This window comes from Bartonella sp. AP88HLJMH, from assembly GCF_042195605.1.
Classification (GTDB): domain Bacteria; phylum Pseudomonadota; class Alphaproteobacteria; order Rhizobiales; family Rhizobiaceae; genus Bartonella.
Map to the genome: position 1 here is coordinate 1 of NZ_JBHIOR010000023.1, position 13408 is coordinate 13408.

Here is a 13408-nt window from a genome sequence, read left to right on the forward strand (position 1 = left end):
TGTAACCAACGGGATAAAAAACCAAATTTTAAAGGTTTTGGGAGAGAGCCATTAGTAACATGACGGCGGAATGTTGATACACTCATATGAAGCAATTTTGCACTTTCACGGTCTGTTAAAAGAATATCATTTTCTGTCATTCTAAAATCCTTTCACTATAAAAATGGTAACACATCATAACCATTTATTAACCACATTTTGGTTCATTTAGAAAGATGTTTTATTTATAGAAAACAATATTTTATCATACAATTTCTAATGTGATAATTTATGACTCTTATTGAGAGAGAATGAGAGAAAAGAGAGCTAAAGTTATCCACAGATCATGGGGTTATGCACTCCATATCTTAAGATTGACCCGTGACATAAGCCGCCCATTTATCCATATAAACGCGGCGCTGTTCTAAATAATCAGTACGACGATAGGCACGCTCTACTTGTCCTCCGACTGTATGACTTAGAATTGTTTCAGCAACCTCATAGGGGGCATCGGTTGTTTCAGCGAGCCAATCGCGTAAACTAGAGCGAAATCCATGGGGGCAGGCTTCAAGTTTATTGTCTCTCATGTATTGAGCCATACACTTCGTAGCAAGGGGACCGCGACCGGTTGCAGAAAAGAAGAAATCATTGCGAGAAAGTGAGCGCGCTTGTTTTAAAATGTCTAATGCTTCAGATGATAAGGGCACACGAAACTCTTTTGTAGTATCACGCTTTCCTTTCATATTTTCAGCAGGGATTGTCCAGATATCACCTTCAACTTGATCTTTATGAATATGACGTAAAGGGTTAGAGCGAACCCCTGTAAGGATAAGCAAACGCAAAGCCAGTTGTGTTAGGGTTGATGCTTCGCAAAGTGTTTGATAAAAAGCTGGTATATCTTTCCAATCCATTGCAGGTAAATTTTTGACTTTATGGCGTTGTTTTCCTAAAAGAGCGCGTGCTTTTTCTGTTGCTTGTAAATCAACATCCAAACCTAATGCAGCAGCATGTTTGAGACAAAGTTTGAGACGTATCAATGCTGTCCGAGCAGCTCCAGCTTTTGTATGCCAAATAGGGGCAAGGGTATCGCGTATCTCTGTTTGAGTAATCTCTGAAACGGGTAGACAGCCTAATTTAGGGAGAATATAAAGACGTAAAGGTGAAAACCAATCACAAGCCTTACCATCATCTTTTAATTCAGCTTTCCGACTTTCAAAAGCATCTACGGCAATATCTTTTAAGTAATGAAGATTGCTTATTGCCTCACGCTTTTGTTTATTGCGTTCTTTAATGGGGTCACGCCCCTCACGTAAAACCGAACGCCACCCAGTTGCCAATTCACGGGCTTGTTTTAAAGAGACATCTCGCAACGCTCCCAAGCCCATTTCACGACGACGTCCGTGAAGGGTATACCGTAAAATCCATTGAGCACCTCCATCTTTACGCTTATGAAGTAACAAGCCGGCTTGTGACGTGCAAGCAAGTGGTTTTAGTTGATTCAACCATACACAGATTTGAAATGAGAGAATCCTACGTTATTTGGGATTCTTATTCGATATGAATAGTGCTAAATTATCATTATAAATCAATATGATTGTATCTTTAATAAGAAATAAAAGTTTGTATTTTGGCGTCGAGTAGAACCTCTTTTAAAAGTAATTTCACCGCAAGTAGTATTTCACAAAATTACAATTAAAACAGAAAAATAATTGAAAAATTTTTCTTCTGAGAAGCTGATTTACGCAACAACTATTCTTTATTTCAGCCCCAAAAAACCTTTTTAAAATTACTTGATAAAGCAGAGCATTGCATATTTCTTATTGTGATTAAAGTGAAATAGCCATTGAAAACAGGAATAATACTTTTTGAATGAACTTAATAATTAAAATGGAAACTAGCTGAGTACAAGAGTTTTTCGATTTATACCGGTATAGGCCAATTTATTTTCCAAACTGAATATTGCGTAATACAGTTAAATTGACTTTACAATTATAAAGTTGTAAATTTTTAGACTATTTACAAAATAATAATTATCTTTAATATATATCAAGGTACATAATAACAATATGAGGAGGATGTTATGTCATATAAAAAGCCGCAGGTGATTGGTACTGTGAATAGTGCAAGTTTAACTTGTTATAAACCATTGGCGCGAGATAGAAAAAAATAAAAAAGCAGGATAAGGGCGCAGCAGCGCCCTTATCCATTGTATTATTAAGAAACAATTTAGGAGGGGAAATGTTTCGTATCAATCTCGACGAGAATAGTATAACTAGATTAAATGATTTTCAGACTATTGTGCTTAATGATTCAGCTATAATTTTAATTGATTCAGTTTTTTTACAGAATCAGAAAATTGAAACTGTTGCGGCAAAGCTTAATGTAGAGACAGAGGTCTTAGCATCAGATTTTTCAATCTTGTTAAGAGAACTAGAAAAGAATGGTTTTCTTTTAAAGAAGGAAAACTTGATTAGTGCGTCAGATTCGATTTTTGATCTTAAAAAATTATGGGCACCTGTGACACCTATTATACATATTATCCAGAATTGCAATAGCCCTTGTATCATGTGCGATTGTTGGAAGATTAAGGAAAAAAATTGGCATACTCCAGAAAGTTTAATACCCTTATTTAGAATGTTGAAAGAAAAAGGAGCTGCCTCAGTGATGCTTTCTGGGGGAGAACCTTTAATGCATCCGAGGCTTAAAGATATTTTATTAACGTTGAATGAACTAGGTCTGCCTGTTGAATTAAATACCAATGGCATCTTATTGCATAAAAATTTATGGATTTCACAGTATGACATAAAAGAAATTGTTATTTCTATGGATTCGACTAGTGTCCAAGGATATTATGATATACGGGGGGCGAATAAATTTGATCGCGTGTGGGAAAACATTGAAACAGTTAAGAATCTTCAACCTCTGCAAAGTATAGGAATAAGAGCGACAGTTACTAAAGAGATTCTAGAAAATATTATTAATTTTATCGATTTTTGTATAAGCAAAGATGTCGATTATATCGGATTCAACCCGCTCGATACGTCGTCATTTTGTTTTTCTAGAAACAATAATACAAAGGATCGATCTAAGGCTTTAAGCAACAAAATTCTTCCGCCAAACGCCTCACTTTTTCATTTGAGAGATGAATTATCAAGGAAAGAATCCCCCCTCCAGATTTATATAGATAAAAAGTTCCAAGAAAGGAAAATCTCATGGACGTCACAAAATTTTGTAAATTGTATTAATTATTACTTAGGCGAAAATTCTGCGTACGTTTCGTCGCCGTTAATGTGTTTATTTCCATTTTCATCCTTGGTATTGGACTATAATGGAGATTTAAAAAATTGCTTTTATTCAGAAGCTTTTGGGAATCTACAAAATTATGAGGCAATAGATTGGTCTGCTCAAAGCGTTTTAAAATCTTTGAAAGAATCTGGCGCATGTAGCGGATGTCGTGGGAAGGTATTTTGTGGATAAGGTTAAGCAATTTAAGATTTATAGCGTTAGCAAGTCTACTGCTCTAGTGGTTGCTGTTTTACCACTTTTTTTGTCGGAAAAATTGCATTTGTCGCAAGCGGATATTGTTTTAATCGGTAGTTATTTTTTATTGCTTCCTTTGATCTTAGAAGTCCCCTTGGGTTTATTATCAGATGTTTATGGAAGTAAGCGCGTTATTTATACTGGGCTGTTTTTCTTTCTTTGCGGTTTTTTAGCTCTTTTTATGAATTATGCATATTTTGCTTACGCCACTTATTTGTTGTGTATCACATTAGCGGCCGCTTGTTTCTCAGGTGCGGAAGATAGTTTACTCTTTTCTGTAGTACCAAAGCATCGCACACTGTTTTCCGTTAAGTCCGAAGTGGCTGCTGTTACCTATAGTGTGACAACGGTACTTATTTTTTTAGGGGGAATACTTTATTATGTGCATCCTGCATTGCCTGTAATTTTTCAAATCCTTTCATTAATTTTTGCTATTTTTATGTTTTCAAAACTGACGAAGGGATTAGATAGTTTTCATATCAACGCTCATCCGAGTATTTTCACAGTTATGTGCGCCAGCCGTAAAGAAGTCAAAAACCCTTATCGCTTCACTCTTGTTTTTTTAAGTGCAGTTTCAGCTTTTGCTATTTTGGTTAATAATCGAACTGTTTCTATCGCATTTTCTGATTTTTTGCCATTTCAACCTGCTATTTTGGTTTCGATTATTTTTATCATTGGGAATTTTTTTTCAGCAAGTTCCAATATATTGTTTCAGAAGTATTTTTCAAAGTTTCAAAATCCTATTTTTCCCGTCTTAATGATTGGTTGTATGGTAACCATTGCTTTTTTTCTCATGTCATTTCAAATCATTGCGGCTCTTATATTAGGATTTTTACTGCTATGTGTTTTTAAATCTGCTTATCGATCTTATCTGTCGTCTCTTCTTATAAATTCACTGATTGATCCCAAAGCTATCGCGACTGTTTTATCATTTACAGCCATTATTACAGCTGTTGTATCCTTTGCATTCAGTTTTTTATACGGTCATGTTTTTTCAACATTCTGGCAAGCTAATTTGTGGTTGGCAGTGATTATGGCTGTGATTTTTGGGGTGTCTGCTTTAATTATTTTTGTCAGAAAACAAGAAATCATTTGGTTACAGCCTGAAAATGCACAATCGTCAAAACAACATTTCTTGAAACGCAAGCATCAAGAGTTTTGCTATGGGCAAATTTATCCGGAAGCATCGTGCATTAATGAAAACATCAAGGATGGCTCTTTTCGACAAAGTCTCTATCCTGCACCAAATTTGATAACACTTTGCGATGAAATAGTCGAATGGGAGTTTATCCGGGGTACTGTATTGAGCCAAATGGATTTGCTACATCAAAAGGCGATTATTGATCAAATCAATAAGATCTTTCAAGATCGATTAAGCAAGAATATAATCTTATCACATGGAGATTTACATCCTGATAATATCATTGTTACTTCTGATAGTTCTTTTATGGTAGTGGATTGGGATTTATGTCAAGAAGCCAGTCCGGAATTGGATATCTTAACATTTTTCACCAGTCCAAGATTATCTCTCAATTTAGAAGAACGGATAGACTATATTTCTCATTTGCTGTCTATATCAAAGGATGAAGCTTTACCAATGATAAAAGCGTTTGTGGCTAAAAAAATTTCTGATCTTTCTCTATACCAAAATATTTTCATGAAACAATTAGTATTGGATTATATGAACTTGAATAAGAAATTTCATGGGCGATAATATTGTAATTTGTAATGAAAATTGCAGTGCGGGCTGCAATCATTGTCCGTATTCGATGGAATATATGGTGAGAGATGACGCGTTGCCTGAATCTTTATATACAATAAATGACATAAAATCTGATTTTATTATTCTTTCTGGTGGAGAGCCTTTTGAGCTCGATTATGATTTACTTCATAAATATACTTGTATGTGTCTCATTTGCAAAAAATATTTTCGGATTGCAACAGGGGGGCACATCTATATTCAACCATATTTGAAGCTATTAAAGAGTAATCCGTTCTTTTTAGGGATACAAATAGGCACAGATGTTATTTCAGAGATAAGAAATCTAGACAGTAAAAAATATAAACAAACGTGGGTGCGTAACATAGAATGTATGAAAAAAGATAGCGTACCATATAGTGTGACGATTACTTTATCGGAGAGATTCGATTTGGCAGAAGTGTTAGCTCTAATACGTATCGCTACTCCCGAGTTCATTTTAGTTAATTTTGAAAATAGAAAAAAGTATGAGAATAGATTTCAGTTAAATATGATACGGGATTTTTTTTCTGGCTGTGAGATAAAATATGGATATACGCATCAGAGTTTACACCAATAAATATAAACTATCGGATTCTTTTCACAGTTCTTCTGGTGTGTTAGTTGAAAAAACAGAACTGATAATTTTATTTACTGCTCAGGATAAAGTTATTTCGCCCTTTGCTATGGAGTTGCCATTGTCACCTAGTCACGGAGAAATGCCGGACGATTTTATAAAATCTGTAAATGAACGATCAATAAATAAAAGTAAACACTTTGCAAATTCTTTAAGCTATTTCTTTGGGTTGGAAGATTTTTTTAAAAAAGTTGAAATGGCTAAAATTATTAATTCTGGATTAATGAAATCTATTAAAACGATAGGAATAGGTGCAATTATTGATGATGAGATACGTAATTACGATTTGATAAAATTGAAATCATCGAATCAGTATTTGGATGATACAATTGCAATTGTTAATGAAAACAAAAATGTAAAATTTATTATTGATTTCAATGCAAGTATTAATTTTGAGCAGTGGAATTATTTTATTGATAGGATAGATAAGAATAATTTGTTTGGAATAGAACAGCCTGTGAAATTTCCTTCAAAAATTCCAGATTTGGGTTTCTTAAATATCGCTGATGAGACATTCGTGAAATGTGGTTATGAAAAAATTCACGAATATGGCTATAATGCTTTTGTCTATAAGCCATTTGCAAGTAATATTAAAGAATTATATAAGTGTTTTGAGAATAAAAATAACTACGTTGGTATGGTTGGAAGTAATGTTTCAGGCCCTTTAGATTGTAGTTTTTGTAACATCATAAATCATTATATGCCTACCAAATTAGCAGGAAATCGTGCAAGTAATTTTGAAGCGCATCCGTTAAATAATAAAACTGAGGATTTAATGAGAATTCGAGAAAAAAAGATATCTCTCTCTGATGAATTGTTTATTTATCTTGATAAATTTTGCCAAAAGGTATCGGATTTGTATTTTGATATGAATCAATTAAAAGAAATTGCTACAAATATATAGTATTTCCCACTCTGAAGCAGCTATGTTTCGTGAATAGATATAGGACATACCGATGGAAGAACGATATGGTGCTTGTCTCATGTATCGGGATCTTATATACTAAAAGTGTCAAAGATGGTGGCAAAATTGGCTTTGATTTTTTTGATATTAGCAGTAATTTAAGCAGCAACTTGCCTTTTTTATTCAAGATTTTTGATGAGAAAGAATTATAGGTATTTCAGTTTGATGTAACTCAAAATAAGCGAACGGTATTTTTAAGCTTGATGTTTATTATAAAGCTGAGCTCAACCCCAATCAAAACAGTATGGCAGGTGGACTTATTATCTTACTTAAAAGGGGCTAGCTAAGAAGCATACGCTTGTTATTATATCGAATGTTCTCAATTTGCATTCGATTAAACTTACAAATCAAGATGGCTTTTATTCTAATATCATCAATACTGGGCTTTATAGATTAAACATTCAAGTCCAATAATTCGCAGAACAAATGAGCCATGCATCCAAAATGCCAATTACGAGTAATATAAATCCCAATGATATTGTAGCTGATATTCACTTAATACCATCAATACTCCCAAATGACTCCTATTATCGTAAGGTTTTTTTCTTTTCTCTTGAGATCATCACCAACGTCATAAAAATATATTTTACCATGCTGTTGCACGTTTGGATTTTTTACAAAAATAGAAATTTCCATAGAGTAGCTCAAGATCCTAAACAAAAATATTAAAATATAATGTTTTTTATTTTTTATTATTAAAAAAATAACATAAACATTGGAATAACTCTCCAAAAGCAACAAAACTCTTTGTAAGAAGAACTCTGATCATTTTCTTTGAAAAAAGAGCAATGAAGAGAATGTCACTAAAAAGAGCGTTGAGCGATTGGCTTGAAAAACTGTCAAAAGAGATTTCTCTATTGTGTGGTCCTATGATTTTTCACCAAGGTGAGCTATTCATAGCGTTTTGTAGGCCGACCGCCTTTTGGGTTTTGTCTTCATAAATTTCACGAAGATAGTTGTAACAGCATAAAAGCTCTAAAGTTTGTTAAATAATTCCTTATGTTTTGGATTGGCTTGGCTTAAATGCACCCCACCACCTGTTACAGATCCCAACATGGCTTTTGCTGGTTTTTGGTCTGTTTTGCAACCATTGGCTTGTAAAAAGGTTCTATGAATGGCGAAAGAGCCAGCGCCCTTAACAAGAGCCACCAACGCGGTCAGTGTAACCCCAGAGGGGTGCGAACATTTGTCGTAAAAGCGTAAATCAGGAGGCAAATCACATGTAATACCCCGCATACGTAAATAGGTTTCTGCTAAAGTGTTTTTAATTGGTTGGCTTTGTTGCCAAATTGCTTTTGCTCTCTCTGCTTTCTGTTTTGCTCGTTTGAGATCAGCACAAAACTGTTTGGAGAAAGAGAGCGTCTGATCATAAGCTTGTTTTCCAAGCAATCTAATTCTAATAAGCGCTTGTATGATCTCTCTAAAAGAGCAGCCAGAATAACAATAGAGCAATAAACGCCCATCATGTCCATTGGCAAGGGATAAGCTAGGCAGCCTATCATCATGAGCAGGGCAACGGGCTGTTCCATAACGCCCATGCCAAGTACCACGCAAGGCACGTGTGATACCTTGCGCATTCTTAAAAGAACACATCATTTTAAATCCTATAACGTTGCGTCATAGGACGGATTATGCTATCTCTAGGGTGATGAGTTTGAGAAAGCCTTGTCCGTCCTTACGTGACAAGGTTTTTTTATGCCGCGTCACTTTGACGTTGCTGTTTTGCTTGCTCGATGACATTGATAAGATCCGATTGTAACCAACGGGACAAAAAACCAAATTTTAAAGGTTTTGGGAGAGAGCCATTGGTTACATGACGGCGGAATGTTGATACACTCATATGAAGCAATTTTGCACTTTCACGGTCTGTTAAAAGAATATCATTTTCTGTCATTCTAAAATCCTTTCACTATAAAAATGGTAACACATCATAACCATTTATTAACCACATTTTGGTTCATTTAGAAAGATGTTTTATTTATAGAAAACAATATTTTATCATACAATTTCTAATGTGATAATTTATGACTCTTATTGAGAGAGAATGAGAGAAAAGAGAGCTAAAGTTATCCACAGATAATGGGGTTATTCACCCCATATCTTAAGATTGACCCGTGACATAAGCCGCCCATTTATCCATATAGACACGGCGCTGTTCTAGATAGTCAGTGCGACGATAGGCACGCTCTACTTTGCCGCCAACTGTATGACTTAGAATAGTTTCAGCAACCTCATAGGGAGCATCGGTTGTTTCAGCAAGCCAATCACGTAAACTAGAGCGAAATCCATGGGGGCATGCTTCAATTTTATTTTTTCTCATATACCAAGCCATCATCGTATGTGAAAGAGGACCGCGACCGGTAGGAGAAAAAAGAAAATCACTTTTAGAAATACAACGAGCTTGTTCAATAATTTTCAGCGCTTCTTTTGATAAGGGGACGCGAAATTCTGTTGTAGTATCACGCTTTCCTTTCATATTTTCAGCAGGAATTGTCCAGACATCATCTTCAATTTGACCTTCACGAATATGACGCAAAGGAAAAGTACGAACTCCTGTCAAAATAAGCAAACGCAAAGCCAGTTGTGTTAGGATTGTTGTTTGGCAAAGTGTTTTATAAAAGGCAGGGACCTCTTTCCAATCCATTGCGGGCATGTTTTGCGTTTTATGACGTTGTTTGCCTAAGAGAGCACGTGCTTTTTCTGTTGCTTGTAAATCAACATCCAATCCTAATGCAGCCGCATGTTTGAGACATATATTAAGACGATTAAGAGCTCTATTAGCTGTTCCAGCTTTTGTATGCCAGATAGGAGCAAGAGTATTGCGTATCTCAGTTTGGGTAATTTCTGAAACGGGTAAACAGCCTAATTTGGGGAGAATATGAAGACGTAATGGTAAAAACCAATGTCCGTCTTTTCCATCCCCTTTTAATTCAGCTTTACGACTTTCAAAAGCATCTATGGCAATATCTTTTAAGTAATGGAGATTGCTTATCGCCTCACGCTTTTGTTTATTGCGTTCTTTAATAGGGTCACGACCCTCATGCAAAACAGAACGCCATTGATTTGCCAATTCACGCGCTTTTTTTAAAGAAACGTTTCGCAATGCCCCCAAGCCCATTTCACGACGGCGCCCATGAATGGTATAACGGTAAATCCATTGAGCACCGCCATCTTTACGCTTGTGAAGTAACAAGCCGGCACCATCGTTATATTTGCCAGCCCCTAATGTTGCAACAGATCTTGCATTAAGACGGTTCATAAGAGCCATTTTAAGTCCTTTCTTATACAAATTTTATCCACACACTCATCCCACTTGCTATGTGCAAACGAGTGGTTTTGATTGATTCAATATAAACAGATTTGAAATAAGAGAATCTTACGTTATTCGGGTCTTTAACTCAATATGAATAACGCTAGATTATCATTATAAATCAATAGCTTGTCACCAGCTCACAAGCTTACGAAACAAACCTTCATGAGAGAGATCAGATACATTGCTGTCTTTTTCTAAACGTTCATCATCATGCATCATTCTGCCATCCATGAGGTACTCTCATATTCCATTCTGCCGCTATAAGCTGGTCGCTTTTGTATTTCTTTTGGTGGTTTGTATGAAATACACATCAGTCCAAAGGCATCTGCCCCATGACTGGACCAATCATGCTCTGCTCCCAAGCCAATATTACGCTTCTCATCCCATTTCTCGTGATACCAGTTCAGTGCCTTACGTCCTGCTACTGTCGTCTTCTCATTAAACCAAACAGAAGGCAAAACACGGCGGACTGTTTCTATACGTATCTTAACAGCCCCTGCTCCCTGATTAGGGATAACTTTTGTTTGAAAGCCTGCCTGTTTAAGAGCGCTCTCAAAACTCACATTATGCACACGGTCTCTGGTCGCACCGTCATGGGGGAGAACCATCAATGCCTTCTCATAACCATTTTGACGCAACCAACCGATATGTTCCGATAACGGCTGTCCCTGTGCTTCGTAATAATCAAGCACTCTGATCTCTCTACCAACAAATTGCGCTATCCATATCGCCGTGGCATCTGCCTTGGCGCCTGTCCCCCCAATGTCCCAAAAAGCACGTATTTGCATTAAAGGGTCACGAGCAACACGCCCTATCCGCCCCTCTTGCTCGGCTGCCAACATTTCCTTTTGATAATAAGCGCCTTGAACCGCTGTAAGATAAGCCCCTTCCCAGATATGCTTATAGGTCTCTGGACGGTTTCTCAGATCATCAAGCCGCGCTTCATTCAAGATCTTAGGAAACTTCGGGTTGTCTGACCAGTTGATCTCAACACGTTTGATTGCCTCATTGTCTGAAAAGCGAAACCGCTTCTCAACGGGGGCATTCTCTCGCAACGGGTTCCATGTCACCCATAATTCTGCATTCCAATCTTTTCCTTCTTCTCGCAAAGTCGGTATAAGCGTCTGCCAAGCCGTCTCTGTAACGGGCTCTGCCTCATCAACCCAACAAAGCAAAATCCGCCCCATAGACTTGATACTGGCTATATTGCGGTCCAGACCAGAAAACTGAAAGGCTATACGACCATCTATCGACTTAATCGACGACTCCCCAACCTTGTAATAGTCCTTTAAAAAGTCGTGCGCTTCAATGACGCGTTTAATCTCCTCCAATGAACTTTCTGCTAGCGAATTTTGAAACTGACGTGCACAAAGAATGGTCCCCGATATCCCCTGCATACCAAATTGATAGCCTTTTAAAGCAGCCATCAATGCAAATGATCTTGTCTTTCCAGACCCTCGTCCACCCCAAGCCGCCCGTACCAAAGCGTCCCCTGCAAAAATAGGAATGAGTTTTGGTACAATACTAATCTGTCGTGTTGTCATTGACCAAAGGCGCGATTTCTACACGCGTTATCACCTTAATGGCTCCCCCATCTTCACCTGTTACCTGTAAAGGCAACACCTTACCAAGCAACGCTAAATAAGCCGCTGGACATTCCATAGCCTGTTTTTCCAAATAAGAGATCAAACCATCCTTGCCAATTTTATTCCCAGCATTCTCAGCAGCCTTAACCACTGCTTCTTTTAAAATGCGCGTCACTTTATTTGGAACGCCTTTGACACGCCCTTGACCTGCCTTTGGGGGTATACGCTTTTTAATGGGTTGTGGAGCCTGATGTGTATTTTCTGATGTCATAAAATACCCCTCCAGATAATAAAAAACCCCGCATTTGCGGGGATTCCAAACTGCACTGCCTCTCGTCTAGATACAGTACGACCAAGTACAGCAACGTCATTAAATACGATTTGCTACACTTTGTCAACACTAAAATAACACATATTGATAATTTCAAAGGGAATCGGTTAAACAGCGCTTATGAATAATTAAGGATCCAAAATAATGAAATCATTATCCATAACACGCATCATAACATTTATAGCTTTCTTTTCTATATCAGCGCTACCTGCATCAGCGTCATTTGGATTTATAGACAAATTGACGCGTATGTTTACAAGTGTAGATACTATAGAGAAGTATAATCAACTTTACGACAAATACGCGAGTAAAGAATATACTGGCTTTACGCATTTTAATAAGCTAAGCCAAGCACAAGAATTTGTATACAGCCGTGGCCATCATAAGATGCCTTCCAAATTTGATCCTGTATTGCATCGTCACGTATTCGTTATTTTATGTGGACGCTTTGTGAATTTATTGCGGGGTGAGTATAATGAAGAAATGTCATGGGCAATGCTACCCAATGTAATAAGTCGTTTACGTTATGAACATAATTGGAGTGAAAGAGATTTTATGTGGGCATACAACGAATCCAATAACAGCAAAAATCCAATGATTTATTATGCAAAAAAATTTCTTAGTAATTCGACTGGAACTGGCATTAGCCCCAAAACACAAATGATAGTTGTAGTATCTGACGTGAGCACCGGTGATTATGAAAACACTAAACAAGTCGCTAGATTTTGCAGAGACTTACCAACGATATATGATATAATGAAACCGTAATAGAGATTGTCATTTACGATCAAAATGTTTCTGAAGCACATTAAGAGCAACACGCAGCGAATTCACAAGATGTGGTAACATTTGATCTTCTATCACGAGGTACTGTAGCGCAGCATGAAGATTATACTGTCTATAGAGGCATTGTGCTTCTTTTAGTGCCTCTTGCGTGTTTATAAACTGCTCTGTTGCAAATGCTACCCACTTATCTCTTGCCTTATCATCTGAAGATGACGGCATTTCGTCATAAATCGCATTAGGCAAGCCTTTTGCACAAAGGTAATCGTTTCTTATCTGTAGATATTGCTGGGCGGCGTCATATTGCTCTTGTGTAAGCACGCCTTGCAAGCAAAGCCGCCCGATATAGGTACCAGAAAGTGGATTTTTTGCCTCTTGTAGCGTTAAACCGAAGCGCTTTGCACGCATTTCTATTGCCAATTTAACAACGGCTTCACGCGGTGCTTTTGCACGTGAGATGCGTCCGTTTGGTTCTCTTAGCTGCCCTGCTATTTTAGGGCGTCCCCTCTTTTTGTTTTTTTTCACTTATGTCCTCAG

Annotated in this window: 12 protein-coding genes and 1 pseudogene; 5 read left to right on the forward strand and 8 right to left on the reverse strand. The window is 37.0% G+C overall.

From position 1 onward, the window contains the following. Positions 1–140: helix-turn-helix transcriptional regulator (locus ACFIMA_RS08370; RefSeq protein ID WP_375633082.1), on the reverse strand; the 140-nt coding region annotated here is incomplete at its 3' end. A 207-nt stretch (positions 141–347) separates the two neighbouring features. Next, complete coding sequence (locus ACFIMA_RS08375) at positions 348–1481, reverse strand: tyrosine-type recombinase/integrase (RefSeq protein WP_375693373.1); 1134 nt, start codon at positions 1479–1481, stop codon at positions 348–350. 736 nt (positions 1482–2217) lie between these two features. Here ACFIMA_RS08375 and ACFIMA_RS08380 point away from each other — a divergent pair. Genes ACFIMA_RS08380 through ACFIMA_RS08395 form a run of 4 tightly spaced genes read left to right on the forward strand, consistent with a single transcriptional unit; the run spans position 2218 to position 6798 of the window. Then, on the forward strand, positions 2218–3456 hold the full coding sequence (locus ACFIMA_RS08380) for a radical SAM protein (protein ID WP_375629497.1): 1239 nt from the start codon (positions 2218–2220) through the stop codon (positions 3454–3456). Beyond that, complete coding sequence (locus ACFIMA_RS08385) at positions 3449–5233, forward strand: MFS transporter (RefSeq protein WP_375612536.1); 1785 nt, start codon at positions 3449–3451, stop codon at positions 5231–5233. The genes ACFIMA_RS08380 and ACFIMA_RS08385 overlap by 8 nt, the downstream gene beginning before the upstream one ends. Next, a complete protein-coding gene (locus tag ACFIMA_RS08390; protein WP_375613858.1) occupies positions 5223–5837 on the forward strand; it encodes a hypothetical protein in 615 nt (204 codons plus the stop codon). The genes ACFIMA_RS08385 and ACFIMA_RS08390 overlap by 11 nt, the downstream gene beginning before the upstream one ends. Beyond that, positions 5806–6798: a hypothetical protein gene (locus ACFIMA_RS08395; protein ID WP_375613859.1), complete on the forward strand. Its 993-nt coding sequence runs from the start codon at positions 5806–5808 to the stop codon at positions 6796–6798. The genes ACFIMA_RS08390 and ACFIMA_RS08395 overlap by 32 nt, the downstream gene beginning before the upstream one ends. Before the next feature lie 1059 nt (positions 6799–7857). On the opposite strand, the pseudogene ACFIMA_RS08400 reads toward ACFIMA_RS08395, so the two are convergent. From ACFIMA_RS08400 to ACFIMA_RS08420, 5 genes and pseudogenes are all read right to left on the reverse strand, one after another. Continuing rightward, a pseudogene (locus tag ACFIMA_RS08400) lies at positions 7858–8454 on the reverse strand (virulence-associated protein E); the annotation flags it as partial. Between the two features lie 97 nt (positions 8455–8551). Then, entirely contained in the window at positions 8552–8752 is a 201-nt protein-coding gene (locus tag ACFIMA_RS08405; protein ID WP_011180791.1) for an AlpA family transcriptional regulator, read from the reverse strand. 207 nt (positions 8753–8959) lie between these two features. Beyond that, a complete protein-coding gene (locus ACFIMA_RS08410) occupies positions 8960–10126 on the reverse strand; it encodes a tyrosine-type recombinase/integrase (RefSeq protein ID WP_375613766.1) in 1167 nt (388 codons plus the stop codon). A gap of 260 nt (positions 10127–10386) precedes the next feature. Continuing rightward, positions 10387–11715, reverse strand: coding sequence for a PBSX family phage terminase large subunit (locus ACFIMA_RS08415; protein WP_375693749.1), 1329 nt, complete (start codon positions 11713–11715; stop codon positions 10387–10389). Next, positions 11696–12028 (reverse strand): hypothetical protein, encoded by a 333-nt coding sequence (locus tag ACFIMA_RS08420; protein ID WP_375632789.1) that lies wholly within the window; start codon positions 12026–12028, stop codon positions 11696–11698. Before ACFIMA_RS08420 ends, ACFIMA_RS08415 begins: the two co-directional genes overlap by 20 nt. Before the next feature lie 204 nt (positions 12029–12232). Between ACFIMA_RS08420 and ACFIMA_RS08425 the strand changes: the two genes are divergently transcribed. After that, positions 12233–12856, forward strand: coding sequence for a hypothetical protein (locus ACFIMA_RS08425; protein ID WP_026017333.1), 624 nt, complete (start codon positions 12233–12235; stop codon positions 12854–12856). 9 nt (positions 12857–12865) lie between these two features. Here the strand turns inward: ACFIMA_RS08425 and ACFIMA_RS08430 are convergent, their stop codons facing one another. Continuing rightward, entirely contained in the window at positions 12866–13396 is a 531-nt protein-coding gene (locus tag ACFIMA_RS08430; RefSeq protein ID WP_375632792.1) for a hypothetical protein, read from the reverse strand. Positions 13397–13408: the final 12 nt, after the last annotated feature.

What these genes read in the sequence shown, in the direction of transcription:
- ACFIMA_RS08395 (WP_375613859.1), top strand. Translation starts at nt 5,806, where the DNA reads ATGGATATACGCATCAGAGTTTACACCAATAAATATAAACTATCGGAT.
- ACFIMA_RS08415 (WP_375693749.1), bottom strand. Translation starts at nt 11,715, where the DNA reads ATGACAACACGACAGATTAGTATTGTACCAAAACTCATTCCTATTTTT.
- ACFIMA_RS08405 (WP_011180791.1), bottom strand. Translation starts at nt 8,752, where the DNA reads ATGACAGAAAATGATATTCTTTTAACAGACCGTGAAAGTGCAAAATTG.
- ACFIMA_RS08410 (WP_375613766.1), bottom strand. Translation starts at nt 10,126, where the DNA reads ATGGCTCTTATGAACCGTCTTAATGCAAGATCTGTTGCAACATTAGGG.
- ACFIMA_RS08390 (WP_375613858.1), top strand. Translation starts at nt 5,223, where the DNA reads ATGGGCGATAATATTGTAATTTGTAATGAAAATTGCAGTGCGGGCTGC.
- ACFIMA_RS08420 (WP_375632789.1), bottom strand. Translation starts at nt 12,028, where the DNA reads ATGACATCAGAAAATACACATCAGGCTCCACAACCCATTAAAAAGCGT.
- ACFIMA_RS08425 (WP_026017333.1), top strand. Translation starts at nt 12,233, where the DNA reads ATGAAATCATTATCCATAACACGCATCATAACATTTATAGCTTTCTTT.
- ACFIMA_RS08380 (WP_375629497.1), top strand. Translation starts at nt 2,218, where the DNA reads ATGTTTCGTATCAATCTCGACGAGAATAGTATAACTAGATTAAATGAT.